Annotated in this window: 19 protein-coding genes; 13 read left to right on the top strand and 6 right to left on the bottom strand. The window is 62.5% G+C overall.

The features are described from left to right. The first annotated feature begins 97 nt into the window (after positions 1-97). Both EIO64_RS09940 and eno read left to right on the top strand, forming a co-directional pair. Positions 98-742: a GNAT family N-acetyltransferase gene (locus EIO64_RS09940; RefSeq protein WP_036627997.1), complete on the top strand. Its 645-nt coding sequence runs from the start codon at positions 98-100 to the stop codon at positions 740-742. 158 nt (positions 743-900) lie between these two features. Further along, a complete protein-coding gene (eno, locus tag EIO64_RS09935) occupies positions 901-2,202 on the top strand; it encodes a phosphopyruvate hydratase (protein WP_021750793.1) in 1,302 nt (433 codons plus the stop codon). 77 nt (positions 2,203-2,279) lie between these two features. Here the strand turns inward: eno and EIO64_RS09930 are convergent, their stop codons facing one another. Beyond that, positions 2,280-3,122, bottom strand: coding sequence for a helix-turn-helix domain-containing protein (locus EIO64_RS09930; protein WP_249390646.1), 843 nt, complete (start codon positions 3,120-3,122; stop codon positions 2,280-2,282). Positions 3,123-3,233: 111 nt separating this feature from the next. Then, positions 3,234-4,214: a phosphate acetyltransferase gene (pta, locus tag EIO64_RS09925; RefSeq protein ID WP_025544830.1), complete on the bottom strand. Its 981-nt coding sequence runs from the start codon at positions 4,212-4,214 to the stop codon at positions 3,234-3,236. Positions 4,215-4,516: 302 nt separating this feature from the next. Between pta and EIO64_RS09920 the strand changes: the two genes are divergently transcribed. Together EIO64_RS09920 and EIO64_RS09915 are read left to right on the top strand one after the other, a co-directional pair. Beyond that, the gene (locus EIO64_RS09920) at positions 4,517-5,146 is read left to right on the top strand and encodes a hypothetical protein (RefSeq protein ID WP_249390645.1); all 630 of its coding nucleotides are present in this window, start codon (positions 4,517-4,519) and stop codon (positions 5,144-5,146) included. Continuing rightward, positions 5,053-6,369 carry a peptidoglycan DD-metalloendopeptidase family protein gene (locus EIO64_RS09915; protein ID WP_249390644.1) on the top strand — a complete coding sequence of 439 codons (1,317 nt, stop codon included), beginning with the start codon at positions 5,053-5,055 and terminating at the stop codon, positions 6,367-6,369. The genes EIO64_RS09920 and EIO64_RS09915 overlap by 94 nt, the downstream gene beginning before the upstream one ends. A 62-nt stretch (positions 6,370-6,431) precedes the next feature. On the opposite strand, the gene EIO64_RS09910 is transcribed toward EIO64_RS09915, so the two are convergent. Then, on the bottom strand, positions 6,432-7,466 hold the full coding sequence (locus EIO64_RS09910; RefSeq protein WP_136891279.1) for a LacI family DNA-binding transcriptional regulator: 1,035 nt from the start codon (positions 7,464-7,466) through the stop codon (positions 6,432-6,434). A gap of 198 nt (positions 7,467-7,664) precedes the next feature. On the opposite strand from EIO64_RS09910, the gene EIO64_RS09905 reads away from it, so the two are divergent. The 5 genes from EIO64_RS09905 to ppk1 all read left to right on the top strand — a co-directional run bounded on the left by EIO64_RS09905 (position 7,665) and on the right by ppk1 (position 14,308). Beyond that, positions 7,665-8,687, top strand: coding sequence for a LacI family DNA-binding transcriptional regulator (locus EIO64_RS09905; RefSeq protein WP_021750785.1), 1,023 nt, complete (start codon positions 7,665-7,667; stop codon positions 8,685-8,687). Beyond that, on the top strand, positions 8,684-9,733 hold the full coding sequence (locus EIO64_RS09900) for an endonuclease/exonuclease/phosphatase family protein (protein WP_136891278.1): 1,050 nt from the start codon (positions 8,684-8,686) through the stop codon (positions 9,731-9,733). Before EIO64_RS09905 ends, EIO64_RS09900 begins: the two co-directional genes overlap by 4 nt. Positions 9,734-10,123: 390 nt before the next feature. Beyond that, on the top strand, positions 10,124-11,215 hold the full coding sequence (locus EIO64_RS09895) for a tyrosine-type recombinase/integrase (protein WP_158629762.1): 1,092 nt from the start codon (positions 10,124-10,126) through the stop codon (positions 11,213-11,215). 115 nt (positions 11,216-11,330) lie between these two features. Then, on the top strand, positions 11,331-12,236 hold the full coding sequence (locus EIO64_RS09890) for a Ppx/GppA phosphatase family protein (RefSeq protein WP_136891276.1): 906 nt from the start codon (positions 11,331-11,333) through the stop codon (positions 12,234-12,236). Beyond that, positions 12,206-14,308, top strand: a complete 2,103-nt coding sequence (gene ppk1, locus EIO64_RS09885; protein WP_158629761.1) for a polyphosphate kinase 1 — start codon at positions 12,206-12,208, stop codon at positions 14,306-14,308. Before EIO64_RS09890 ends, ppk1 begins: the two co-directional genes overlap by 31 nt. 61 nt (positions 14,309-14,369) lie before the next feature. Here ppk1 and EIO64_RS09880 read toward each other — a convergent pair whose 3' ends face one another. Then, a complete protein-coding gene (locus tag EIO64_RS09880) occupies positions 14,370-15,134 on the bottom strand; it encodes an IclR family transcriptional regulator (RefSeq protein ID WP_025544391.1) in 765 nt (254 codons plus the stop codon). Between the two features lie 423 nt (positions 15,135-15,557). On the opposite strand from EIO64_RS09880, the gene EIO64_RS09875 reads away from it, so the two are divergent. From EIO64_RS09875 to nifJ, 3 genes are all read left to right on the top strand, one after another. After that, complete coding sequence (locus EIO64_RS09875) at positions 15,558-16,985, top strand: alanine/glycine:cation symporter family protein (RefSeq protein ID WP_119311811.1); 1,428 nt, start codon at positions 15,558-15,560, stop codon at positions 16,983-16,985. Positions 16,986-17,074: 89 nt separating this feature from the next. Further along, the gene (locus tag EIO64_RS09870; protein ID WP_136891274.1) at positions 17,075-18,256 is read left to right on the top strand and encodes a pyridoxal phosphate-dependent aminotransferase; all 1,182 of its coding nucleotides are present in this window, start codon (positions 17,075-17,077) and stop codon (positions 18,254-18,256) included. Between the two features lie 96 nt (positions 18,257-18,352). Next, complete coding sequence (gene nifJ, locus EIO64_RS09865) at positions 18,353-21,877, top strand: pyruvate:ferredoxin (flavodoxin) oxidoreductase (RefSeq protein WP_136891273.1); 3,525 nt, start codon at positions 18,353-18,355, stop codon at positions 21,875-21,877. A 284-nt stretch (positions 21,878-22,161) separates the two neighbouring features. Here the strand turns inward: nifJ and megL are convergent, their stop codons facing one another. Next, positions 22,162-23,355, bottom strand: a complete 1,194-nt coding sequence (megL, locus tag EIO64_RS09860) for a methionine gamma-lyase (protein WP_021750393.1) — start codon at positions 23,353-23,355, stop codon at positions 22,162-22,164. Between the two features lie 353 nt (positions 23,356-23,708). Here megL and EIO64_RS09855 point away from each other — a divergent pair, with 353 nt between their 5' ends. Beyond that, positions 23,709-24,659, top strand: coding sequence for a LysR family transcriptional regulator (locus tag EIO64_RS09855; RefSeq protein WP_021750391.1), 951 nt, complete (start codon positions 23,709-23,711; stop codon positions 24,657-24,659). A gap of 63 nt (positions 24,660-24,722) precedes the next feature. Here EIO64_RS09855 and EIO64_RS09850 read toward each other — a convergent pair whose 3' ends face one another. Further along, a complete protein-coding gene (locus EIO64_RS09850) occupies positions 24,723-26,150 on the bottom strand; it encodes a Na+/H+ antiporter NhaC family protein (RefSeq protein WP_021750390.1) in 1,428 nt (475 codons plus the stop codon). Between the last annotated feature and the right edge of the window lie 222 nt (positions 26,151-26,372).

Below are 26,372 nucleotides of genomic sequence, written 5' to 3'. Positions count from 1 at the left end.
ACCATTGCGTGCAGCCGAAAGAGACATATAATAGAGAGCAGGACAAGCTGTGCAGACTGCGCCCGCAGGGCGCCAATTCATGCAGGGAGGAACCGATATGGAGAAGAACATCACGATCCGCCCGGAGCGGGTGAGCGATTACCAGCAGGTGGAGGACATCATCCGGCAGGCGTTTTACAACCTCTACACGCCAGGATGCACGGAGCACTACCTGGCCCACGCCATCCGGCCCCACCCGGATTTTCTGCCGGAGTTGGACCTGGTGCTGGAGCTGGACGGCCGTGTGGTCGGCAATATCATGTACACGAAGAGCACACTGGTGGACGAGGCAGGGAAGGAGAAGGGCATCCTGACCTTTGGACCAGTCTGTATCCGACCGGGACTGCAGCGCCGGGGCTATGGCAGGCTGCTGATGGAGGAGTCCTTCCGGCGGGCGTCCGCCATGGGGTACGAGGCTATTGTGATCTTCGGCGATCCCAACAACTACGTGGGCCGCGGCTTCCAAAGCTGCAAAAAGCACCGGGTCCATCTGGAGGACGGGACGTATCCCGCCGCGATGCTGGTGAAGGAACTGGAGCCCGGCACCCTGGCGGGAAAAAGCTGGATATACCGCCAGAGCCCGGCGTTTGTGTTTGACGAAGCGGAAGCCCGCCGGTTTGACGACAGCCTGCCGCCCATGGAGAAAAAGCGCCTGCCCTGTCAGGAGGCCTTTGAGATTCTCAGCAGCGCCGTCCTTCTGTGACAGGAGTGCGCACTTTTTTCACTGGAAATATCCGGTTTGCTTGACAGAGTAAACGATTACCGATATAATAGCACCGGAAATCCCTGGTGGGCCCTCCCTTGGGAGGAACGCGCCCGCATGATTCTGTCTTATAATTTTAATAAAGGAGTACGAGTTCTATGAAGCAGATCATTGAGATTGTCGACGTCCTGGGCCGGGAGATCCTAGACAGCCGGGGCAACCCCACTGTGGAAGTGGAGGTCTATTTGGAGGACGGCACCATGGGCCGCGCCGCCGTGCCCTCCGGCGCTTCCACCGGTATCTATGAGGCCTGCGAGCTGCGGGACGGCGACAAGGGCCGCTACAACGGCAAGGGCGTGGAAAAGGCTGTGGAGAACGTCAACACCGAGATCGCCGAGTGCCTGATCGGCATGAATGTCCTGGATCAGACCTCCATCGACAAGGCCCTGATCGACCTGGACGGCACCCCCAACAAGTCTCGCCTGGGTGCCAACGCCATCCTGGGCGCGTCCCTGGCCTGCGCCAAGGCGGCGGCCGAGAGCCTGGGCGCCAGCCTGTACAGCTATATCGGCGGCGTCAACGCCAAGCAGCTGCCCGTGCCTATGATGAACATCCTCAACGGCGGCGCCCACGCCACCAACAATGTGGAGATCCAGGAGTTCATGATTATGCCTGTCTCCGCCCCCTCCTTCCGGGAGGCCCTGCGCCGCTGTGCCGAAGTGTTTCACGCCCTGAAGGCTGTGCTGAAGGAGAACGGCACTCCCGCTGCCGGTGTGGGCGACGAGGGCGGCTACGCCCCCAATCTGAAGAAGGATGAGGACGCCCTGAAGGTCATTGTCCAGGCCATCGAGGCCGCGGGCTACAAGCCCGGCGAGGACTTCAAGATCGCCATCGACGCCGCCTCCTCCGAGTGGTGGGACGAGGAGCAGAAGTGCTATGTCCAGCCCAAGTCCGGCAAGAAGCTGACCCAGCAGCAGCTGGTGAACATGTGGAAGAAGTTTGCCGACAACTATCCCATCATCTCCCTGGAGGACGGCATGGCCGAGACCGACTGGGAGGGCTGGGCCATGCTGACCAAGGCCATCGGCGATCGGGTCCAGCTGGTGGGCGACGACCTGTTCGTCACCAACGTGGAGCGTCTGGCCACCGGCATTGAGAAGCAGGTGGGCAACGCCATCCTTATCAAGGTCAACCAGATCGGCACCCTGACCGAGACCCTGGACGCCATCCAGATGGCCAACCGGGCCGGCTACACCGCCATCGTGTCCCACCGCTCCGGCGAGACCGAGGACGCCACCATCGCCGACATCGCCGTGGCCGTCAACGCGGGCCAGATCAAGACCGGCGCCCCCAGCCGCACCGACCGGGTGGCTAAGTACAACCAGCTGCTCCGCATCGAGGAGGAGCTGGGCGACGTGGCGCAGTATCCTGGCATGAAGGCGTTCTTCAACCTGAAGTAAGCAGCGAAAGCAAAGCGCAAAGCCGCCCGACAGGGCGGCTTTGTTTTTAATACGAAAAGGAATTATTGCAAAAAAATTTACGATTTGGATAGATTCCCGGTGGAATGCCGGTGGGAAACAACGAATTCTCGTATGGTATGGACGGACACCAGAAGAAGCATCACCAACCAATACAGTATCAGGAACTTTCCACCAGGACGAAGCAGAAAGAACTGGAGCAGACCCGGACGATGGATGGACGTCCAAATGCTGCGGGTACCGGCATATTGGAGCGCAAAGGCGACCAGAAGCAGCCAGCAAACAGGGACGGGCGGGGGACGGCGAATGGTTTGAACCGTCAGGAACAACAACGCAATGGTCAGCCAGAAGGCGGCCATCCAGGTGACAGAGTTGCCGGAAGGAAGCCACATCAAACTGGGGCCAAAAATCGAAAAAAGCGCCAGCCATACACCCCAGCTGCAGATGATGGCTAAAAACTTCCTGCGGAACAAACAGGCGGTTCCGCACATGAGTAGCGGCCACACCGCGATTGGCCCGGTTAGCGCATAGGAATAGAGCACCACGGCGGAAAGAAAAAACGCGATCCCCACCAGCCTCTGCCGGTGGAGCCGAAGTTCCTCTGCCGTCACGCCGGCCTTTACGGCGGGGGCCGCCGAATCCGGGACCTCTCCCTTCACCAGTTCATCCAGAGATACGCCGAACACTCCACTCAGTTTCACCAACTTCTCCAAATCCGGTACGCTGGCGTCGTTTTCCCACTTGCTGACAGACTGCCGGGATACTCCCAGCTGCTCCGCCAGGGTATCCTGACTGAGCCCTGCTTTTGCCCGCAGCTGAATCAGCCGTTCTCCCAAGGTCATGGTCTCGCCTCCCGCTTCAATTCTGCGACCATCATAGCAGAGGGCGGCGGGATTGTCCATCAAGGTCCCTTGGCGATTCCGCAACCGCCGGTTGCAATGAACAAAAAAACAGCGGCGGACCGCGAAAGCGTCCGCCGCTGTCTGCTGTATGGAAAATGGGATGTACGGCAATCAGTCCTCGCACAGGCCGGCAGTGATGATGGCCATGGAGTAGACCTCCTGGGCGTTGCAGCCCCGGGACAGATCGTTGATGGGGGCGTTCAGACCCTGCAGGATGGGGCCGTAAGCCTCAAAGGAACCCAGACGCTGGGCGATCTTGTAGCCGATATTGCCGGCGTTGATGTCCGGGAAGATGAAGGTGTTGGCATGGCCGGCCACCTTGGAGTCAGGGCACTTGGTGCGGGCCACGCGGGGAGAGACGGCGGCGTCGAACTGCAGCTCGCCGTCCACATCCAGATCGGGGGCCAGGGCCTTGAGTCTGCTGCAGGCATTGCGCATCTTGTCCACATCCTCGCCCTTGCCGGAACCCAGGGTGGAATAGCTGAGGTAAGCCACCTTGGGATCGATGCCGAAGACCTTGGCGGTGGTGGCGGTCTCCAGGCCGATCTCCACCAGCTCATCCTCGGTGGGCTTGATGTTGATGGCGCAGTCGCCCATGGCCAGAACCTCGCGGTCGCCGGTGGCAGAGGGACGGACCAGAATGAAGCAGGAGGACACGATCTTGTTGCCGGGCTTGGTCTTGATGATCTGCAGGGCGGGACGGACCGTGTCGGCGGTGGAATAGGTGGCGCCGCCCAGCAGAGCGTCGGCATAGCCCATCTTCACCAGCATGGTGCCGAAGTAGTTGGCCTGCTTGAGGAGCTTGCGGCACTCCTCCTCACTCATCTTGCCCTTGCGCAGCTCCACCAGGGTGGAGACCATCTTCTCCATGTCGGGGAAGGCCTCGGGATCAATGATCTCAGCGCCCCGGATGTTGAAGCCGGCTTCCTCGGCAGCGGCCTGGATCTCGTCGAGATTGCCCACCAGCACAGGGGTCAGGAAGGTACCGGACAGCAAGCGGGCGGACGCCTCCAGAATGCGGGGATCCGTGCCCTCAGTGAAGACAATCTTCCGGGGATGGGCCTTCAGCTTTTTGATCAAAAATTCAAACATCTCTGATTTCCTCCAAAAACGTACAGATTTGGGAACGTATTTAGACTATTCTCATTATACACAACTCGCCGTCGGGGTCAATTGGAAAATCAAAATATCATCACAAAAATTTGTGTCCGGCGGGAGGGCGCTTCTGGCAAAAGTGTGGGACCCTACCAGATGCTGTGGTGCGGAAATTGATGGAAACACAAGAAATTGAAGAACTTTTTTAACAATTTTAGACTTGACTGGAAGCGGGAAATGGCGTATGATTACAAACGGTAACAAATTGTAACTATTTCGCTGGATTTTACGGAGACGATATGAGCGAACATATTCAGAAAAGCGATCATGCCGCCCGGCAGTCCCGCCGCGGCGGCAAGCGTCTGGCTGCTGGACAGGCGGAGCGGGAGAGGAAGTGTCCGCCCACGCCCCCGGAGGTGCAGCCGGAGCCCGTATCCGCACCGACGGCGGTGAAGCCCTTGATCCCCGAGTGGGGAGAGGAGCCCGCTGGTCCGTCCCGACGGACAGAGCCCCGGCGCCGGAGGCTGCGGCAGGCTGTGCAGTCCTGGCAGGACACGGAGGGGGAGATCAGCCCTGTGGTGACCGGCTGCCAGGCGCTGGCGGAAAAGGCCAAGAATACCCGCCGCCACTGGCGGCGTCTGGTACGGGAGAAAAAGGCAAAGCGGTTCCCGGAGTCTGAGCGGCTTCCTGTGCAGTTGCTTCTGCTGGCCTGGGGAATGCTGCCCACTCTGGGGGGCTGCTGGGCGAACGGATCCGCGCCAGCCGGAAGCAGCGGCGTGAGCGGGTCTCTGCCCTGCGGGCCAAGCTGGGGCACCGCTGGCGCCTGCATCCAGCGATGCTGCTGTGCGGCGGCTGCGTGGCTGCTGCCATCGGGTTGTTCTTCTCCGTCTACACCTTCGGGACGACGGTTTTGTACGACGGCGAGGTGATTGCCGCTGTGGGCTCCCAATCCGCAGCGGAGGAGGCCGCGTCGGACCTGGAGGCGGTCACCGCCCGGACGCTGGGGGAGAGCTACACCATCGACGACTCCCTGCTGCAGTATTCCTCCGGCCTGCTGCTGCGGCAGGACGTGGTAGACGAGACGACGCTGGAGGAGGACCTGTCCCAGCAGATCGGTCTGGTCACCCAGGCGTACAGTCTGTATGTGGACGGTGAGCTGGTGGGCGCGACCCCCTATGAGGGCGCACTGGAGGAGCTGCTGAGCCAGCTCCAGAGCAGCACCGCGGACGAGAACACCATCTCCTGCGAATTTGCGGAGGATGTGGAGATCAAGCAGGAGTACGTGCCCACGGAAAAGGTGATGAACCTGGGGTATCTGGCGGAGCTGCTGTACAGCACGAAGACCGCTGAGACCACGTACACCGTGAAGGCGGGTGACACCTGGTCCGAGATCGCGGAGGATCACGGAATGACCTCCAAGGAACTGCTGGCGCTGAACCCCGGCTACAACATCGACAAGATCCAGATCGGCGAGGTGCTGACGCTGTCGGAGGCCGTCCCCTATCTTACAGTGACAGTGAAGCAGCGGGAATACTACGTGGAAGACGTCATGTATGATGTGGAGTATACGGACTCTGCCTATCTGTACAAGGGCGACTATCAGGTGACTTCCCCCGGTGAGTACGGCGCCGCCGACGTGGTGGCCAACGTCACCTATGTCAACGGTGTGGAGACGGAGCGGACGATCCTCTCCTCTGTCACCCTGAAGGAGCCCGTGACGGAGCAGCGGCTCCAGGGCACGAAGGAGCGGCCCACCTGGCTGCCCACCGGCACGTTCCGGTGGCCCATCAGTGGCCGGATCACCTCCCGCTTCGGCGGACGGTCCTCTCCCGGCGGCATTGGCTCCACCAACCATCAGGGCATCGATATTGCCGGGCCGTACGGCACGCCGGTCTACGCGGCGGACGGCGGCACAGTCACCTACTCCGGCTGGATGGGCGGCTACGGCTACCTGGTGGAGATCAACCACGGTAACGGCTATGTGACCCGGTACGGTCACAACAGCAGCCTGACGGTCTCCGTGGGCGACCACGTCTACAAGGGCCAGCAGATCGCACGGGTGGGCTCCACCGGCAACTCCACCGGCAATCACTGCCACTTCGAGGTCCGTTACAACGGCGTGGCCCGCAACCCGCTGAACTATCTTCCCTGAGCAGTATAAGCGAGCCCCCGGCTGAAAAGCCGGGGGCTTGTTTTGTTCGGATGCCCGGGCCGCTAGACCGCAGTCCTCTGCTGCGGAGAGCAGCAGGTGTTGCGCTCTACCAGCCGGGGGGCGATCAGCTTGTGGGTGACCTCCCCCGGCCCGCCGGAGTCGATCAGCTCCAGCAGCAGCCGCACAGCGCTCTCTGCCAGGGCCCCGGTGGGCTGGGCCAGAGTGCTGAGGCGGATTTTCGGCAGGGAGGCGTATTCGATATCGTCATAGCCCAGCAGGGAGATCCGGCCGGGAATGTCCAGTCCCAGCTCGTCTGCCGCCTGGAGGACACCCAGGGCCATGGCGTCAGAGGGAGCGAAGACCGCCGTCTGCGGGAAGGGGCGGGCGAACACCTGCCTGGCCAGCCGGTAGCCGTTGGGGGCGGAGGAGACGGCGCCGGGGTTGAAGACGGTCTCCACCTCCATGCCCCGCTCCCTGGCGATGGTGAGAAAGCCCTGGTGCCGGAGCACATGGGTGACGCTGTCCCGCCGGGGGCCCAGATACAGCACCCGCCGGTGCCCCAGCCGGGAGAGGTATCCGGCCGCCATGGCGCCGCCTACATAGTTGTCGGTGCTGACAGCGTTGATCCGCTGGAGCGTAGCGGTCGGGGACACATCCCCCAGCAGCACGGAGGGCGTCCCCCGTGCGTGGCGCCGCAGCAGATCGGGCGCGGCGCTGCTGGCACTGACCAGCAGAATGCCGTCCACCCGGTGACTTACCAGAAAGTCGAACAGGGCGGCGGTTTCGCTGCCCCCTACCCGGCCGCAGCACAACATGATCTGGTAGTCCTGTTCCTGGGCGTAGCGCTCCAGGTGCAGCACGATGGAGGCGTGAAAAGGGCCGGAGAGCTCCGGCAGAATGACGCCCAGCACACGGGTCCGGCTGGAGACTAGGCTCCGAGCCAGCAGGTTGGAGCGGTAGCCCTGTTCCCGGCACACCTGGAGCACGCGCTCCCGGGTCTGGGAGTTGATCTCCGGCGCATTGTTCAGCGCCCGGGAAACGGTGGTGACGGAGACCCCGGCCAGCCGGGCAATGTCCCTGATGGTCATGCGGGCCATAAAAGTCCTCCTTCTGCTGTGCAGCTTTTTTCATAGAAGCATTATACCAGAATGCCGTTCCGGAAGATACTGGAGAAAATATATTAAAAACCCACAAAAACATGGTAAAACAGACGAAGAAACTTGACAGTTTCCCTGCCGGAATGGTATCTTAAAGGTGCTATTGGAAACGTTTGCACAAATAGGAGGGAGAACGGGATGCGGCGGACGACCATTAAGGACGTGGCAGCGCTGGCCGGGGTCAGCCCGGCCACTGTGTCCCGGACTCTGGACGACCGCCCGGAGATCAGCGCAGAGACCAAGGAACGGGTCCGGGCCGCCTGTGCCCAGCTGGGATACGTGCCCAACGCCGCCGCCAAGGGGCTCACGGGGCAGGCCACCCACACTCTGGGGGTAGTGGTGCCGGACGTGTCCAACCCCTACTTCACGGGCATCGCCACTGCCATTGAGGAGACGGCAGCGGAAAACGGGTACCGGGTGCTGTTGAGCAACTCCCTCCAGGAGGAGGGACGGGAGCTTCGAGCCATCGAGAACTTTCTGGCCCGGCAGATCGACGGCGTGCTGATCTCGCCCCTGTCCCGGGAGAGCCAGGCCAAGCACGCCGACCTGCTGGAGGGCACCCCCTGCGTGTACCTGGGCGTGAACCACGGGGAGAAGTGCAGCTATGTGATGGCGGACAATGAGGCGGGGGCGGCCATCGCCGTCCGGTATCTGCTGCAGCTGGGCCACCGGGACCTGGTGTTTTTGGGTGGGCGTGCGGACTCTCTCACCCGTGTGCAGCGGGTGCGGGGCTTTCGCCGGGCGCTGAGAGAGCACGGGCTCTCCGGCCGGGTGCTGCCCGCGCCGCCGGACACCCGGGAACTGCGCCAGTGGGCCTATGAACAGGCGTTGGCACTGTTCGGGGAGCGGACGCTGCCCCACGCCGTGCTGGCATTTTCAGACCTGACCGCCCTCAGAATTTTGGAGGCGGCGGAAGAGCGGGGGATCCGGGTGCCGGAGGACCTGTCCCTGGTGGGGTATGACAACGTCTCCTACGCCGCCATTCCCCGTATCCATCTGACCACTGTTTCGCAGCATAAATTTCAGCAGGGACGCATCGCCGTGGAGCGGCTGCTGTGCCAGATTCAGGGGGACCGGCGGCCGACAGCGGACCTGCTCCAGCCGGAGCTGGTGGTCCGCTCCACCTGCGCCCCCAGAACACAAGGAGGAAGGACACTATGAAGGGTATCCCCAATACGGAGCGCCAGCGCCTGGGTGCGCTGCTGGACCACGAGACGCAGGAGACGGTGATGGCCATGATCCCCCAGTTTTCGGAGACGGAGATCGGCGCACCGGTGCCGGCCCCGGCGGAGGTGCCGGAGGAGCTGGGCCTGCTGGTGTTCAATATGGAGCGGGGCGTCCACCTGGAGGAGCTGGGCGACTTTCTTCAGGACTGCCCGGGCGTCCGGCCCCTGGATGTGGTGCTGGCCAATGAGCTGGATGATGGCTGCGTCCGCTCTGGCGGCCGGAACACCGCGCGGGAGCTGGCGGAGCGGTTCGGCTGGAACTACGCCTACGGCCTGGAGTTCATCGAGCTGGTGAATGGGGAGGACCCCAAGGGCTTCCACGGAAATGCGGTGTTCTCCCGCTGGCCCATCCGGCGGGCGTGGACCGTGCGGCTGCCGGAGCAGTACAACTGGTACTTCGACCGCCAGCGCCGGATTGGCGGGCGATGCGCGGTGCTGGCGGAGCTGGATGTGGGCGGTCGGCCTCTGGGCGTGGCCTCCATCCACCTGGAGAACCGCACCCATGGCGAGGGACGGCGGCTCCAGCTGGAGGCGGTGCTCCGTGCGGCGGAGGAACTGCTTCCCGGCATTCCGGTAGTGCTGGGGGGAGATCTGAACACCAACACCTTTGACGGCCGGGACAAGGACGCCATCCGGGAGATCGCGGGGAGTCCGGCACTCCAGCGCCGCTGTCTGGAAGACGTGGCGCAGTATGAGGCTGCCCTGACGGCGGCGGAGGCCATGGGCTACCGGGCAGTGCCGGAGACGCCCATTTTAACCCGGCGCAAGCCCCTGCCGGGCGGCGGATGCCTGGGCCTGCGGCTGGACTGGCTGCTGCTGCGGGGGATGACACCCACCAAGAGCCGCACCCTTTCTACCCGGACGGCGGACTGTGGCTTTGCCCGGCCGGACTCCGCCCTGGCTCGCTTTGCGGGGGAGGAGCTCTCGGACCACAACGCGGTGTGGGCCGCCTGCCGGATGGGAGTGAAGGACGCGAAGTGAATCGGCTCTTGGAGAGCGGCTGCCGCAGGCAGCCGCTTTTTTGTCCCGCAGGCCGTGAAAAAGCCTGCGGCAGAAGGGGCATTCGCCCCGGCCCTACATGAATAGAGGGCCGGAGCGGGCCCGGAAATTTACAATAATTGTGTTTTGTCTGACCGAATATGGGTATCCTATTGGACAGCGTGAGTTGTTTATGATAAAAGGGCATAAAACTTCATGGGCAGTGGGGCGCCGCGAAAATCAGCTGCCCCGGCGGCGCATGAAGTTTTCGCGCATGTGGGCTGTCCCGGTCCGTGCGCTGAAATTTCAGGCCGCGCCGTGGTCGGCGGCACACGGCCCTTTTGCGATGCGTCTGCATCGCAAAACGAGAGAGAAAGAGAGAGGAATGCACCCATGCCCAGAAAGACGATCCAGAAGAATCTTGCATACGACACGGAGCGGCAGCTGTATTACGCGGTGTTCCGGCAGGACGGACGGCGCTATACCCGCACCTACCGCACCAGGGAGGAGGCCCAGGCCGCGCTGGAGGGGAACTCCTGTGCCGACCGGCGCCTGCCGGGGAAGGACTGCACACTGGGGGAGTGGCTGACCTTCTGGCTGGAGGAGGTGGTGGCCCGGGACCGGGCGGAGAGCACGCTGTACGCCTACCGCAACATGGCACGCTGTCATGTGCTGCCTGCCCTGGGAAGGATCCCTCTGGCGGAGCTGACGCCCCTGCGTATCCAGGGCTATCTCTATGAGAAGATGAACCAGGGCCTGTCCCCCAACACGGTCATCAAGCACTATGTGATGCTGACCACGGCCCTGGGCATGGCGGTGCGGCTGGAGATGCTGGAACGCAGCCCCATGGACCGGGTGACGCCGCCCAAGAAGAAGGAGGCCCGCTTCAGCTTTTACTCCCCGGAGCAGCTGCAGCTGCTGTTCTCCGCCGTGTCCGGCACGATGATGGAGCTGCCGGTGAAGCTGGCGGCCTATCTGGGCCTGCGGCGCAGCGAGATCTGCGGCCTGCGGTGGGAGAATGTGGACCTGGAGGCGGGGCTGCTCTCCATCCGGGAGGTGCGCACAGAGGTGGGCGGCAGCGTGGTGCTGAAGTCCCCCAAGACCCGCACCTCCGCCCGGCGGCTGGGCATCACCGGGCTCCAGGACCTGCAGCAGGTGCTGCGGCGGGCGTGGGAGAGGCGGCGCAGCGACGACCCGAAGGAGTGGGTGGTGCTGCGGCAGGACGGGGCGCCCCCCAAGCCGGACCAGCTGACCCGGGACCTGCTGACGGTGGTGCGGCGGCAGGGGCTGCCCAAGATCTCCCTCCACGGCCTGCGGCACAGCTTTGCCTCGGTGGCCAACAGCCAGGGCGTGCCCATGTTCGATATCTCCCGCACCCTGGGGCACAGCTCCATGACCGTCACCAGCAACATCTACACCCACCTTTTTGACGACACGGAGGCCCAGGCCCTGGCCGCTGTGGCCAGAGCCATCGAAAAAGCCTGAATTTTACCGGCATTTTACAGCACCGCGCTTTTGAATTTCATCTGCCTCTGTCAATCTGATAAACGTGAAACGCCGCATCCCAGTGGGGAGCGCGGGAAGAAGGAGCGTCATACCCATGAAATTCGCCATTGTGGACCTGGGGTCCAACACCATCCGACTGTCCGTCTACAACACCCTGCCGGAGGGCGGATTCGACCTGCTGTTTTCCGAAAAGGAGATGGCGGGACTGGTCAGCTACGTCCACGGAGGGGTGCTCTCTCCGGAGGGAATCCAGCGGGCCTGCGGGGCCATCCGGGACTTTCAGGCGCTGCTGCGGCAGTTTGATCTGGACGCCCCCCACGTATTTGCCACCGCCTCCCTGCGGAACATCCGCAACACGGAGGAGGCAGTGGAGCAGATTCGGGCGGCCACCGGCGTGGGGGTGGATGTGATCTCCGGCGAGCTGGAGGCCAGACTGGGCTACTACGGCGCCCGGACGGCCACGGACTTGCAGGACGGCGCCATGTTCGACATTGGCGGCGGCAGCGCAGAGGTCCTGGAGGTCCGGGCCGGGGAGGTCAAAAAGGCCCAGAGCCTGCCCATCGGATCCCTGGAGCTGTTCAATCGCTGCGTGGACGGCCTGTGGCCCAAGAAAAAGGAGCTGGAGCGGATCCGCAGCACCGTGGCCGCGGCCCTGAAGGAGGCCCGGCTGCCGGCGCACCGGGCGGAACGGGTCTGCGGCGTGGGCGGCACGGCCCGGGCGGCGCTGAAAATCGCCAATGACTGGTATGAAAAGCCGGCGGGAAACCGCATCCTGACGCCTGCGGAGGTCCGCCGGCTGACAAAGCTGCTGTTGAAGCGGGACCACCAGGCGCGGAAGCTGATCCTGCGGCACTGCCCGGACCGGGTGCACACGATTCTGCCGGGCATCGTGCTGATGGATGCACTGACAGAGGCGCTGTGCGAAGGAGAGCTGTATATCAGTCCCTACGGCGTCAGGGAGGGATATCTGTGTCACAAGCTGCTGAACGCTGGGACCTGAGTTACACCCAGAACCGGGAACTCAGTTGGCTGGCCTTTGACCAGCGGGTGCTGGAGGAGGCGGCGGACCCCTCTGTGCCGCTGATGGAGCGTCTGCGCTTTCTCTCCATCTTCACCAGCAACCTGGACGAGTTCTTCATGGTGCGGGTGGGAAGCCTGACGGACCTAGCCCTAGTGGCCCCGAACGCCCGGGAAAACAAGGGCGGGTTCTCCCCGGCGGAACAGCTGCGGCGGATCTATGCCGCCGTGGTGCCGCTGGTCCGGCAGCGGGACCAGGTATACCGGGAGCTGATGGAGGCCCTGGCGGAACATGGGGTGGCGGATATCCCCTACAAGGAGCTGAAAAATGGTGAGCGGGAGTATGTGCGGGCCTGGTACCGGGAGGCCATGCGCCCGTTGCTGATGCCCCAGATCATCGACCCCAGCCACCCCTTTCCCCACCTGAAGAACAAGACCCTGTATGCCGCCGCCCTGCTGCGGGAGGGAGACAAGCGGCGGCTGGGCATCGTGGGGGTGCCGGATGTGGTGCCGCCCATCCTGCCTCTGCCGGCCCGGCCCGGCGCCTTCGTGCGGACGGAGGACATTCTGGCCCACCACCTGCGGAAGATCTTCAAGATCTATCAGATCGAGGAGCAGGCGGTGGTGTCCGTCACCCGGAACGCAGACATCAGCTATGATGAGGCTATGGACCAGGAGGACCTGGACCTGCGCGCCCAGATGACCAAGCTGCTGCGCCAGCGGGAGCGGCTGGCCCCGGTGCGGCTGGAGATGCAGGGGGAGGCCCCGGCTCTGCAGGCCATGCTGCTCCGGCGGCTGAGGCTGACGGCGGAGCAGAGCTATGTGTGCACCTGCCCGCTGGTTCTGAAATACGCCTACCAGCTGGACAGTCTGGACAGCGCCCTCTTTTACCCGCCCCACGCGCCGGCATATCCCGCCTGGCTGGACCGGGAGGTGCCCATGTGGGAGCAGATCCGCCAGCGGGACGTGCTGCTGTTCTATCCCTACCACTCCATGCAGCCGTTTCTGGACCTGCTGCGCCAGAGCGCCGCGGACCCGGCGGTGGTGTCCATCCAGATGACCATTTACCGGGTGGCGGGGAAGTCCGCCGTCATCAAGCACCTGTGCGCCGCGGCGGAGAACGGCAAGGCCGTGACGGTGCTGGTGGAGCTGCGGGCCCGCTTTGACGAGGGCAACAACATCACCTGGGCCCGGGAGCTGGAGGAGGCCGGGTGCCGGGTGATTTACGGACCCGCCGGCTATAAGTGCCACGGCAAGATCTGCCTCATCACCCGAAAGGAGAAGACGGGGCTCAGCTATGTGACTCAGATCGGCACGGGCAATTACAACGAAAAGACCGCGGCGCTGTACACAGACTTCTCCCTGTTGACGGCGGATCGGACCATTGCCGCCGATGGCGTGGCCTTTTTCCAGAATATGCTGATCGGCGATTTGCGGGGCAGCTACGGTAAGCTGCTGGTGGCGCCGGTGTCCCTGAAGCAGACGCTGTTACGGCTCATCGACGGGGAGATCGCCCGGGGCGACCGGGGGCGGATTATCCTGAAGACCAACGCCGTCACGGAGCGGGAGCTGATCGACAAGCTGGCGGAGGCCTCCCAGGCAGGAGTGCGGGTGGACCTGATCGTCCGGGGCATCTGCTGCCTGGTGCCCGGCGTGCCGGGCAAGACGGACCATATCACCGTGACCAGCATCGTGGGGGAGTTTCTGGAGCACTCCCGCATCTACTGCTTCGGGGAGGGTGCCCTGCGGCAGATGTACTTATCCTCTGCGGACATCATGACCCGAAATCAGGAGCGGCGGGTGGAGATCGCCTGCCCGGTGGAGAGCCGGGAGGTGCAGGACTTCCTCTCGGACTATCTGGCCCGGCTTCTGGGAGACAATGTGAAGGCCCGGCGGATGCTGCCGGACGGGGGCTTTGTCCGGGCGGAGCAGGCCGGCGCGGTGCCGGTTTCCGTCCAGCAGTTCTATCTGGACCATCCTCCCCAGATGCGGGCCACGGAGCGGGGAAAGGGCCGTGGCTGGAGACTGCCGGAGCTGTTCCGGAAGCGGAAGTAAAAGCAGCAGGAGCGGGAGTCCTTATGGGCTCCCGCTCCTGACAGCTGGAAAACAGGCCGCGTCACGGCCGCCCGCCCATCAGGCGGGAGATGTTGGCGGCAGTGGCCTTCACGGCACGAGTCATCACGTCCAGCTCTTCTTTCATACGGAAGGTGGGACCGGCGATGCTGACCGCCGCCACCACCGTCTGGTCCAGACCGAAGATGGGGGCGCCCACGCAGATCAGGCCGGGTTCGATCTCCCCGTCGTCAATGGCGAAGCCGTTGATCCGGGCCTGGGCCAGCTGCTCCCGCAGCAGGTCCGGGGAGAAGACGGTGCGGTCCGTCAGCCGCTGCATCTGGGGCAGGTCCCGGCAGTAGGCGTCCACATAATCGGGATCGTGAAAGGCCAGCATGATCTTGCCGCCGCTGGTGGCGTGGGCCGGGGCTCGGGTGCCCACTTTCGTGTTGCACACCACGGAGCGGAAGGTCTCCACTTTGTCCAGATAAAAGATCTCCCGGTCCAGCATCACGCTGAGGTTGATGGTCTCCTTCACAGTGGCGGACAGCTTTTCCAGCTCCGGCCGGGCGGTACTGCGCAGATCGGAGTGGCTGAGGACGGTGCTGGAGAGCAGCAGGAGGCGTGGCCCCACCCGGTAGCTCTTGCGGACGGGATCCTGGACCAGATAACCCCGGTCCGTGAGGGTGGAGAGCTGGCGGTGGACAGTGGTGGTGGGCAGATCCAGCTGTGCCACCAGGCGCTTCAACGTCCATTCCGTCTCGTTATCCATGAAGCACTCCAAAATCTCCAGGGCGCGGAGGATGCTGGATACCTGTTCTTTTGCCATAAATCGGCCGCTCCTTTTTGGCGATATCATAGAAACATTCTGCCTTGACAAATGTTTGTCTATATAATATCATAAATCATAAGGAAAGAAAACAGGATCCGTAATTTTCCGTGGAAATGCTTCGTGTCGGGCCGCAGTTGCGGCTTTGGTTTTTGACACAATTTTGGAAAATGATCCCGTTCTACGGAAAAGCTGCCGCTTTTTTGGATACATGTCCAGAAAAGACCGGCAGCTTTGACAATTCTACCCAAAGGAATTCGCTTCCACCATACGGAATTATTGGAAATCAGGCAAGTTATGCGGCTGGCCGCATATCGAATATAGGAGGAAAGGAGGAGCCGGGGAAGCCGCGGGGAAAGACTTCCCGACAGATGATTCAGCCAATCGAAAATGGAGCGCATGAAGTTATTTGGGAGGTAGAATATGTTTATCATCGACATCATGATGGCGATTTCCAACTGGCTGTGGGGATGGCCGCTTCTGATCCTGACATCCGCAGTCGCCGTGTATCTGTCCGTCCGCTTTAAGTTCTTCCAATTCACCAGGTTCGGACACGCCATGAAGAACACGTTCGGCAAGATCTTCGACAAGGGCGACGGCGAGGGCGATATTTCCCCGTTCCAGGCCTGCTGCACGGCGCTGGCCTCCACGCTTGGCGTGGGGAACATCGCCGGTGTATCGGTGGCCATCGCCACCGGCGGCCCTGGCGCCGTATTCTGGATGTGGGCCGTGGCCCTCATGGGCTTCATCGTGAAGTTTTCCGAGATCACCCTGGGCATGGCCTACCGGGAGCGGGATCCTGAGACCGGCAGATGGCACGGTGGCTTCTATTGGTATGTGCGCCGGGGGCTGGGCAAGAGCTGGAAGTGGCTGGGCATTTTCTGGGCTGTGATCCTGGGCTGCGCCATGGTGTTTGCGCCCGCCGTGCAGGCCAACTCTGTGGTGGAGGCGATTCGGGTCTCCTTTGACGTTCCCGGCTGGATCGTGGGCGTGATCTTTGCCGTCATCATGGCCGTTGTGCTGGTGGGCGGCATCAAGAGTATCTCCTCCTTTGCGGAGAAGGTGGTCCCCCTGATGGCGCTGGCCTATGTGATCGGCAGCATCTTTATTCTGGTAAAGTTCGGCAGCAACATCCCGCACGTCTTTGCGATGATTTTTGAGTACGCCTTTACGCCTATGGCTGCCACCGGCGGCTTTGCCGGCTCCACCGTGATGCTGGCCATCCGTTGGGGCCTGGCCCGCGGCGTGTACTCCAATGAGGCCGGCACCGGCATGGCGCCGCTGGCCCACTCCTCCTCTTCCGCCAACCATCCGGTGAAGCAGGGCCTGTGGGGCATCAGCGAGGTGTTCGTGGACACCATCATCGTCTGCACCATGACCGCTCTGGTGGTCCTGTGCACCGGCGTGTGGACCGAGGGCGGCACCGGCGCGGCCCTGACCGCCACTGCTTTCGGCGCCGGTTTCGGCAACGCCATCGCTGGCACGGTGTTCGTGGTGGCCATCATCACCTTCTTTGCCTTCACCACCGCGCTGGTCAATGTGTACTACGGTGAGATCTGCATGACCGTCCTGGGCGGCAAGAAGTTCATTCTGCCCTACCGGCTCCTGGGCTGCGCCTTCGCCATCATCGGCTCTGTGGGCGCCCTCAGTGTGCTGTGGAATCTCTTCGACTTCTTCTTCGGTGTGTGCGCCGTGTGTAACCTGGTGGTCTGCTTCCTGATGCGCAAGCAGATCGGCGCACTGATCAACGATTACCTGACCCGGCTGAAGTCCGGCAAGTGGGAGCCCACCAGTGAGGCGGCGGCCAACGCCATCCCGGAGCTGTGGGTGAACGACAAGGCTGCGAAGTAAGGAACTGCCTGCTGCGCATTCGGCGTGCCCGCTTTCGGAACGGGTGCGCCGGGTGCGCGTGAGAAGATGATCAAAAGGAGATGTTACCAATGGAACAGGAACTGCGCATTTCCCAGCGGGCGAAGCAGTATCCAGCGTCCGGCATCCGAAAGATGTTTGATCTGGCGGCCCAATACCCGGAGGCGATCAAGCTGACGGTGGGCGAACCCAACTTCGACACGCCCCAGTACATCAAGGACGCGGCGAAGAGAGCCCTGGACGAGGGGCAGACCCATTACGCGCCCAACGCCGGCACCACAGAGCTGCGGGAGGCTGTGGCCGCCAAGTACCGGAAGCAGTACTGGGAGGGCTATACCAAAGACCACGTCATCATCACCGTGGGGGCCATGGAGGGCTTGTTCCTGGCCATGATGACGCTGCTGGACCCGGGCGATGAAATCCTGGTGCCGGATCCCTGCTTCCCCAACTACTACGGGCAGGCCAGCAGCATCGGCGCCAGAGCGGTGCCCGTCCCCACGTATGAGGAATATGACTACCGGATCCAAGCGGCGGATATCGAAAAGGCCGTCACACCCCGGACCCGGGCGATCCTGCTGAACTCCCCCTGCAATCCCACCGGCGCGGTGCTGACGAAGGAGGACATCCTGGCCATCGCCAAGGTGGCGAAGACCCATGACCTGTGGGTGCTGACAGACGAGCCCTATGACGCCATCGTATACGACGGCATCCAGCCGTACAGCATGGCCCAGGTGCCCGAGATGCAGGACCGCGTGATGGTGCTGAACAGCTTCTCCAAGTCCTATGCCATGACCGGCTGGCGGATCGGCTATCTGGTAGCGCCGGAGCCGGGGTACATCAAGAAAATGGCGCAGCTGCAGGAGGGGGTGGCCTCCTGTGTGTCCACCTTCACCCAGGCGGCGGCGGTGGAGGCCCTGAAGAGCACGGCGTGCGTGGACCAGATGGTGGCGGACTACACCCGCCGCCGGGACATTCTGGTGGACGGACTCAACGCTATCCCCGGCATCACCTGCAAGAAGTCCGCGGGCAGCTTCTACGCCTTCCCCAACATCAAGGCATTCGGCAAGACCTCCCAAGCGTTTGCGGAGGAGCTGCTGGAGAACGCAGGAGTGGTGACGGTGCCCGGCTCCGCCTTCGGCGACATGGGCGAGGGCTATCTGCGGCTGGTATTCGCCAACTCCGACGAAAACCTGAAGGAGGCGGTGCGCAGGATTGCCGACTATGTGGCCCGGGCCTATCCCGGTATAAAGTAAGCTCCCTGGAGTGCCGTCCGCTGCCCCGGAGCGGGCAGCGGACGGTGTTGAGGCAATGAGAACAGACCAAGTGAGATCGAAAGGAAAACAGGAGACATGGCTAAGAAAAAACTAGTAGTAATGGATGGTAACACCGCCGCGGCGTACGCGTCCTACGCGTTCACAGAGGTGGCGGCCATCTTCCCCATCACGCCATCTTCCGTGATGGCGGAGAAGGTGGACGAGTGGTCCGCCAAGGGGAGGACCAACATCTTCGGAAAACCCGTGGAGGTCATTGAGATGCAGTCCGAGGCGGGGGCCGCAGGCACCTGCCACGGATCCCTGCAGGCGGGCGCGCTGACCACCACCTACACGGCCTCTCAGGGCCTGCTGCTGATGATCCCGCCTATGTACAAGATCGGCGGCGAGTTCCTGCCCGGCGTGTTCCACATCTCCTGCCGGACTGTCAGTGCCCACGCCCTGTCCATCTTCGGCGACCACTCCGACGTGATGACCTGCCGAATGACCGGCTTCGGCATGCTGATGTCCTCCTCCCCCCAGGAGGCCATGGACCTGGGCGCGGTGGCCCACCTGTCCGCCATCGGCGGCCGGTATGCCTTCATGCACTGCTTCGACGGCTTCCGCACCTCCCACGAGATGCAGCGGATCGAGGCGCTGGACTATGACGACCTGGCCAAGCTGGTGGACTATGACCAGCTGGCGGCGTTCCGCAAGAACGGCCTGAACCCGGAGCACCCCTCCACCCGGGGCACGACGGTGAATCCGGACGTGTTCTTCCAGTGCAAGGAGGGCGCCAACGAGAAGATCGCCACGATCCCCGGCGTGGTCCAGCACTACATGGATGAGATCAACAAGCTCACCGGCCGGGATTACAAGCTGTTCAACTACTACGGCGCGCCCGATGCGGAGGAAGTCATCGTCATCATGTGCTCCGGTGCGGAGACGGTGAAGGACACGGTGGACTATCTGAACAGGAAGGGCCGCAAGGTGGGCATGGTGCAGGTGCACCTGTACCGCCCCTTCTCCATCCGGCATTTTGTGGATGCGATCCCCGCCACCTGCAAGAAGATCGCCGTGCTGGACCGGACGAAGGAGTCCGGCTCCGTGGGTGAGCCGCTGTATCTGGATGTGCAGAGCGCCCTGCAGCAGGCGGGGCGGAAGGACATCGTGGTGGTGGGCGGTCGGTACGGCCTGGCCTCCAAGGACACCACGCCCGGCCAGATCGTGGCGGTGTACGACAACCTGGCCAAGGAGGAGCCCAAGAACAGCTTCACCATCGGCATCGAGGACGACGTGACCTTCACCTCCTTGCCTTATGAGGAGATCGCCCTGGACTATCCCGGACAGGTATCCTGCAAGATCTGGGGCCTGGGCGGCGACGGCACGGTGGGCGCCAACAAGAACGCCATCACCACCATCGGCCTGGCGGCAGACAAGTACGCCCAGGCGTATTTCTCCTACGATTCCATGAAGTCCGGCGGTCTGACCCAGAGCCACCTGCGGTTCGGCGACCAGCCCATTCACGCCACGTATCTGGTATCCGCGGCGGACTTCGTGGGCGTCCACGCGCCCACCTATGTGGACAAATATGACACCACCGCGGACCTCAAGGACGGCGGCACATACCTGCTGAACTGTCCCTGGAGCGCGGAGGAGCTGGAGGAGCGGCTGCCCGCCAAGATGAAGCGGGACCTGGCCAACAAGCACGCCAACTTCTACATCATGGACGCCACGAAGCTGGCTCGGGACCTGGGCCTGGGCAACCGGATCAACACGATTCTCCAGGCGGCCTTCTTCCAGCTGACCAAGGTGATCCCCATCGACCTGGCGGTGGAGGAGATGAAGCAGGGCAACTACAACTCCTACTTCAAAAAGGGCGGCCAGGAGATCGTGGACCTGAACAACCGGGCTGTGGACGTGGGTCTGACCGGCATGACGAAGGTGGAGGTCCCCGCCGCCTGGGCGGACGCCAAGGACGGCGCGCCGGAGGAGCTGAAGGGCACGGACTTCGTCAAGGAGATCGTGGTGCCCATGGACCGCCAGCACGGCGACAAGCTGCCGGTGTCCCTGTTCAAGAGGCACAACTGCCTGGACGGCACCTGGGAGAATGGCACCACCGCATACTCCAAGCGGGGCGTGGCTGTCACGGTGCCCCAGTGGAATCCCGACGTGTGCATCCAGTGCAACCGCTGTGCCATGGCGTGTCCCCACGCGGCCATCCGGCCCGTGCTGCTGACGGAGGAGGAGAAGGCCGGTGCGCCGGAATCCTTCGTCACCGTGCCCGCCAAGGGCCTGGGCAAGGACGCCCCTGCCTATTCCTTCCGGATGCAGGTCTCTCCCTACGACTGCCTGGGCTGCGGCGTGTGCCTGACCGCCTGCCCGGCCAAGGGGGCGCTGGAGATGGTGCCCTTCGAGACCCAGAGGGAGCAGCAGCCCAACTTCGACAACTACGCGATGAACGAGAAGCTGCTGAAGAAGGACATTATCAGCGACAAGAGCGTGAAGACGGCCCAGTTCGCCAAGCCCTACTTCCAGTTCTCCGCCGCCTGCGCGGGCTGCGCGGAGACCACCTACATCAAGCTGGTGACCCAGCTGTTCGGCAGCCGCATGTACGTGGCCAACGCCTCCGGCTGCTCCTCCGCCTACGGCGGTGCCATGCCCATGACGCCCTACTCCTGCGACAGCCGGGGCTTTGGACCCTGCTGGGAGCAGTCCCTGTTCGAGGACAACGCGGAGTTCGCCTACGGCTTCCTGCGGGCCCACGGGTCCATCCATGGGGAGGTGGAGCTGCGGCTGAAAGCCCTGAAGGAAAAGGGTGTGGCCGTATCTGAGATCGGGGAGTATCTTGCCAAGTGGCAGGACCCGGCCGTGACCCGGGAGGTGTCCGACGCGCTGATCGCCGCCCTGGAGAAGGCGGAGCCCACGGAGGAGGGCGCCTTTGTCCTGCAGAACAAGGAGTATCTGACCAAGAAGAGCGTGTGGGCCTTCGGCGGCGACGGCTGGGCTTACGACATCGGCTTCGGCGGCATTGACCACGTGCTGGCCCAGAACCGGGACATCAACATGCTGGTGATGGATACGGAGGTGTACTCCAACACTGGCGGACAGTCCTCCAAGGCGACGCCCACTGCGGCAGTGGCCAAGTTCGCCGCCGGCGGCAAGGAGGTCAAGAAAAAGGACCTGGGCGCCATCGCCATGAGCTACGGCTACATCTACGTGGCCCAGGTGGCCATGGGCTACGACCAAGCCCAGACCCTGAAGGCCATCCGGGAGGCAGAGTCCTATCCCGGCCCGGCCATCGTCATCGCTTACTGCCCCTGCCTGGAGCACGGTATCAAGGCGGGCATGAGCTGCACGCAGGAGGAGATGAAGAAGGCGGTGGAGTGCGGCTACTGGCATCTGTACCGGTATGATCCCCGCCGGATCGCGGAGGGGAAGAACCCCTTCCAGCTGGATTCTCCCGAGCCCGACAGCGGCAAGATGATGGACTATCTGAAGGGCGAGAACCGCTATGCCTCCCTGCAGATCAACTTCCCGGACCGGGCCCAGCGCCTGTACGAGAAGACCGTCCAGGACGCCAAGGACCGCTACGCCAAGTATCGCAAAATGGCTGAGGACTGAGCATTCCCCACGCTTACCTCTCTGAACCAAACAGGAAAAAGCGCCGTGCGCATGTGCGCACGGCGCTTTTTCCTGCTCAAGGGCCGCCCGCCGCGGGAGGAGAGACGCACAACAGGCGGCAGGTACAGAAGCACAAAAAGGCCCGGCGGAGAAGCCGGGCCTTTTTGGCCGCCTCCGGCAGGGTGGGGAAAGACCGGGACGGCGAAAAGGAGGTACGCGGATCCGCGGGAAAGCGGGGCTGCTCCCAATGTAGGAGAGGAGGAGCGGCCCCGCAGCGGGATCAATTACAGCGTATCCAAAACCGTCTTGAAATCGTCGATGATATCCTCGGGATCCTCCAGACCCACACTGATGCGGACCAAGCCCTCGGAGATGCCGGCGGCTGCCAGCTCTTCGGCAGAATAGGTGGAGTGGGTCATGGTGGCGGGATGCTCCACCAGAGTTTCCGCATCGCCCAGAGACACGGCGATGGTGCACAGCTGCAGCTTGTTCAGCGCGGCGGCAACAGCGGCGCGGTCGGCCTTCAGCTCGATGGAGATCATGCCGCCGGGCAGCTTCATCTGCTTGGCCGCGATCTCGTGACCGGGGAAGGTGTCCAGGCCGGGATAATAGACCTTGGCCACCGCGGGATGGCTGGTGAAGAACGCCGCCACCTTCTGGGCGTTGGCGCAGTGGCGCTCCATGCGGATGTCCAGGGTCTTCAGGCCCCGGGCCATCAAGAACGCATCAAAGGGACTCAGGACGGCGCCGGTCATATCCTTCAGGCCGAACATCCGGCACTGGGAGATGAAGTCCGCCTTGCCCACCACGATGCCTGCGATCACGTCGCCGTGGCCGTTGAGGTACTTGGTGGCGCTGTGAACCACCACGTCCGCGCCCAGCTCCAGAGGACGCTGCAGGTACGGTGTGCAGAAGGTGTTGTCCACGATCACCCGGATGTCGGGGTTGAAGGCATGGGCCGTCTTGGCGATCAGCTCGATGTCCAGCAGCTTCAGCGTGGGGTTGCAGGGGGTCTCGAAGTACACCACCCGGGTCTTGTCGGTGAGGTTCTTCTTCAGGTTCTCAATGTCGGACAGGTCCGTCAGGGTGACCTTCACGCCGAACTTGGTCATGCCATGGTTCAGCAGCGCGTATGTACAGCCGTACAGCGTCTCATCCGCCACGATCTCGTCCCCGGCCACCACAGAGGTCCACAGGGCGGAGGAGATGGCGCCCATGCCGGAGGCCGCGGCCATGGCGGCCTCGCCGCCCTCCAGGGAGGCCAGCTTCTCCTCAACAGCGCCCAGAGTGGGGTTGCCCAGACGGGTGTAGATATATCCGCCCTCCTCGCCGGCGAACCGGGCGCCGCCCTGCTGGACGGTGGAGAATGCGAAGGTGGAGGTCTGATAGATGGGGGCGCACAAGGAGCCCGCCGCGTTTTCCATGTGGCCGGCGTGGATCTGACGCGTGGCAAAACCGAACTTTTTCTCCGTGTTCATACAGTCGATCTTCCTTTCTTCACCGGCCCCTCCGGAGACGCTCCGCAGGGGCAAAATTGACTGGTATTCAAATTTTCGCTATCAGAGAGACTCTGACGCGGCTGCGGGGATAGAGAGAAGAGAGGGGGAAAATCTGTGCATCCATCGAAAAACGCAGGTGATATTAAACAGAAAATTTCTCAAATAACTGATATCTTTTGTTTGGTTCTACTTATAGAATAGCACAAAGGGCGCAAAGCTGTTAATATGCGTTTTGCGGGATGCGTTGACAGTTTTTTTGATAACGATTTGACAACCAGCTCAAAATGCCTATAATAGAAAAGTGAGATCGAAAGGGGAAGAGGAGGCTTTCTATGACGTTTCAGCAGCTTGAGTACATCGTGGAGATCTCCAAATGCGGCTCCATCAACAAGGCGGCCCAGAAGCTGTTCCTGTCCCAGTCGGGGATTTCCACGGCGGTGCGGGAGCTTGAGAACGAACTGGGCATTCGGGTGCTGGCCCGCAGCAACCGGGGCGTGGAGTTCACGCCGGAGGGCAAGGAGTTTCTCAGCTACGCCGTCTCCCTGCTGGAGCAGAAGCGCGGGATCGAGAGCCTGTATGGTGAGGCACGCAACGCCGCGGCTCCGGTGCGCTTTTCCGTTTCCTGCCAGCGGTATCCCTTTGCAGTGGACGCGTTTTTGAGGCTGCTCCGAATCGCCGGTGAAAACCGCTTCCGATTTGGCCTCCGGGAGACAGGGATGGACGGTGTGATTGACGACGTCTATGACCACCGGGCGGACGTGGGCGTCATCTGCCTGACGGATCTGACGGAGAAGATTATCTGCCGGCTGCTGGACGCCCGGGAGCTGGAATTCCACGAACTGGCCGCCGTCTGCCCCTGTATCTATGTTCGCGGGGGGCATCCGCTGGCTGGCCGCTCCAGCGTAACGGAGGAGGAACTGGACGGATATCCGTATGTGGCGTTTGAGCACGACCAAGGCGTGGCGTCGGACTTTTTCGAGGAGTACCCCATGGTCTCTCTGAAAAAGCCGGCAAAGTGCATCAGCGTGAACAACCGGGCCACGGCGATGTACGTGCTGGCGTCCACCGATGCGTTCACCTCCGGCAGCGGCCTGCTGTCGGAGGGGCTGGCGGACGGAAGCGTAGTCACGATCCCGCTGCTGGGGAAGACCTCGGTCCACCTGGGCTGGATCCACATCCGCAGCAGCCGGCCCTCTCCGCTGACGGAGCAGTTCGTCCGCCTGCTGGAGGAGGCGCTGGCGGATTCCATCGCCTTCACCAGGCGGCTTCAGGAGGGGACCTGACAGAGGAGAAAAAGACCGGGCGCCTCAGGGCGCCCGGTCTTTTTTTAGCAAGAGACACGCAGGTCAGATGGGCGTCTGCGCGGACTCCTGCCGCTCCAGCTCCAGAGAAGCCTTCTTGGCAGCCACGCCGGACTCCGCCACATCGTACTCCCAGTTCCAGGGGTCCTTGCGGCAGATGCCGTCGGCGAAGGGAATGAAAATGGAGAGGATGCCCACGGCGGCCAGAATCCAGCAGTACCACATATAGGGCAGGATGTCTATGGGGTTCATGGTCACGCCGTATATCGTGGTGAGGCTGGCGGCAGTCAGCAGCTGGGCGCCCCAGGGGATCATGCCCTGAAGCACACAGGAGAACACGTCCAGCAGAGAGGCGGTGCGGCGGGGATCCACTTTGTGGATACGGCTCATGTTTTTGGCCATGGGGCCGCTGACAATGATGGCCACCGTATTGTTGGCAGTGGCACAGTCTGCCAGGGACACCAGAGCCGCGACACCCACCTGGGCGGACTTGTTGCCCTTCATCATGCGGCCCAGCTTTTCGATCAGCCAAGTGATGCCGCCGTTGTGGGCGATCATCTCAGACATGCCGCCGCAGAACAGGGACAGGAAGAAGACCTCGTTCATGCCGGTGAAACCGTTCCAGATGCTTTGGGCAAAGAGTGGGATATCCAGATCGCCAAGGGCCAGGCCGATGATGCCGGCGGCGAAGATGCCGATGGTCAGCACCAGGAACACATTCATGCCGATCAGCGCCAGTACCAGCACGGCGAGGTAGGGAATGACCTTGATGACGTTGAAAGACAGATTTCCCATCTCCGTCACGGTCTCAGGCCGGCCTACGACCAGCAGCACGATGATGGTGATGATAGCCGCCGGCAGGGCAATGAGGAAGTTCACCCGGAACTTGTCCCGGAGCTGGCAGCCCTGGGTGCGGGTGGCGGCAATGGTGGTGTCGGAGATCATAGAGAGGTTGTCGCCGAACATGGCGCCGCCCACGCAGGCGCCCAGAAACAGGGGAAGGCTCAACCCGCCCTTTTCCGCCACGCCCACAGCGATAGGAACAATGGCGCTGATGGTGCCCATGGAGGTGCCGGTGGCGGTGCCCATGAACGCGGAGATCACGAACACGCCGGCGGCCAGGAAGTGCACGGGAATGACGCTGAGACCCAGATTCACGGTGGCGTCCACGCCGCCCATGGCACTGGCCACGGTGGAGAAGGCGCCGGCCAGGATGTAGATCATCAGCATGGTCAGGACGTTCTCGTTGGCGGCGCCCTTGGCGAAGACTGTGAATTTCTGATCGATGGTGCCCTTGCCCTGGCAGAAGGCCAGCAGCAGGGCAATGAACATGGCTGTGACAGAGGGGAACTGGTAGAAGGCCATCTCTACACCCTGTGCCTGGAAGTACAGGCCAGCGCCTAGATAGATGACAATAAATAGCAGGAACGGGAGCAACGCGGAACCTTTGCCTTTTTTCTCCAGAGTTTCCATATACGTACCTCCTTATGTGCTCTTTCCTCTTTTCATACACCTCTGTTCGTCTGAATGCACAGTTTTTAAGATATAAGCGCCTTCTTCTCTGTACAATATTATAGCATCTGCGGAGGAGAAACTGCTAGAACGGATCTTATGCAACCGGCTATCACATTTACAGATAACAAAGGACATGGACGCAGAGACCGCTATGTAGCAGGTGCCGCCGGTGTTTTACCT

This window comes from Dysosmobacter welbionis, from assembly GCF_005121165.3.
In the GTDB taxonomy this organism is placed as follows: domain Bacteria; phylum Bacillota; class Clostridia; order Oscillospirales; family Oscillospiraceae; genus Oscillibacter; species Oscillibacter welbionis.
This window is presented reverse-complemented; position numbering and strand designations above follow the sequence as displayed.

Bases quoted from the DNA above. Each gene is read 5' to 3' on its own strand.
- EIO64_RS09930 (WP_249390646.1), bottom strand. From the start codon at position 3,122: ATGGACAATCCCGCCGCCCTCTGCTATGATGGTCGCAGAATTGAAGCG.
- EIO64_RS09905 (WP_021750785.1), top strand. From the start codon at position 7,665: ATGCGGCGGACGACCATTAAGGACGTGGCAGCGCTGGCCGGGGTCAGC.
- EIO64_RS09900 (WP_136891278.1), top strand. From the start codon at position 8,684: ATGAAGGGTATCCCCAATACGGAGCGCCAGCGCCTGGGTGCGCTGCTG.
- EIO64_RS09850 (WP_021750390.1), bottom strand. From the start codon at position 26,150: ATGGAAACTCTGGAGAAAAAAGGCAAAGGTTCCGCGTTGCTCCCGTTC.
- EIO64_RS09890 (WP_136891276.1), top strand. From the start codon at position 11,331: ATGAAATTCGCCATTGTGGACCTGGGGTCCAACACCATCCGACTGTCC.
- EIO64_RS09870 (WP_136891274.1), top strand. From the start codon at position 17,075: ATGGAACAGGAACTGCGCATTTCCCAGCGGGCGAAGCAGTATCCAGCG.
- pta (WP_025544830.1), bottom strand. From the start codon at position 4,214: ATGTTTGAATTTTTGATCAAAAAGCTGAAGGCCCATCCCCGGAAGATT.
- EIO64_RS09920 (WP_249390645.1), top strand. From the start codon at position 4,517: ATGAGCGAACATATTCAGAAAAGCGATCATGCCGCCCGGCAGTCCCGC.
- EIO64_RS09910 (WP_136891279.1), bottom strand. From the start codon at position 7,466: ATGGCCCGCATGACCATCAGGGACATTGCCCGGCTGGCCGGGGTCTCC.
- megL (WP_021750393.1), bottom strand. From the start codon at position 23,355: ATGAACACGGAGAAAAAGTTCGGTTTTGCCACGCGTCAGATCCACGCC.
- eno (WP_021750793.1), top strand. From the start codon at position 901: ATGAAGCAGATCATTGAGATTGTCGACGTCCTGGGCCGGGAGATCCTA.
- nifJ (WP_136891273.1), top strand. From the start codon at position 18,353: ATGGCTAAGAAAAAACTAGTAGTAATGGATGGTAACACCGCCGCGGCG.
- EIO64_RS09875 (WP_119311811.1), top strand. From the start codon at position 15,558: ATGTTTATCATCGACATCATGATGGCGATTTCCAACTGGCTGTGGGGA.
- EIO64_RS09895 (WP_158629762.1), top strand. From the start codon at position 10,124: ATGCCCAGAAAGACGATCCAGAAGAATCTTGCATACGACACGGAGCGG.
- EIO64_RS09940 (WP_036627997.1), top strand. From the start codon at position 98: ATGGAGAAGAACATCACGATCCGCCCGGAGCGGGTGAGCGATTACCAG.
- EIO64_RS09915 (WP_249390644.1), top strand. From the start codon at position 5,053: ATGCTGCTGTGCGGCGGCTGCGTGGCTGCTGCCATCGGGTTGTTCTTC.
- EIO64_RS09855 (WP_021750391.1), top strand. From the start codon at position 23,709: ATGACGTTTCAGCAGCTTGAGTACATCGTGGAGATCTCCAAATGCGGC.
- EIO64_RS09880 (WP_025544391.1), bottom strand. From the start codon at position 15,134: ATGGCAAAAGAACAGGTATCCAGCATCCTCCGCGCCCTGGAGATTTTG.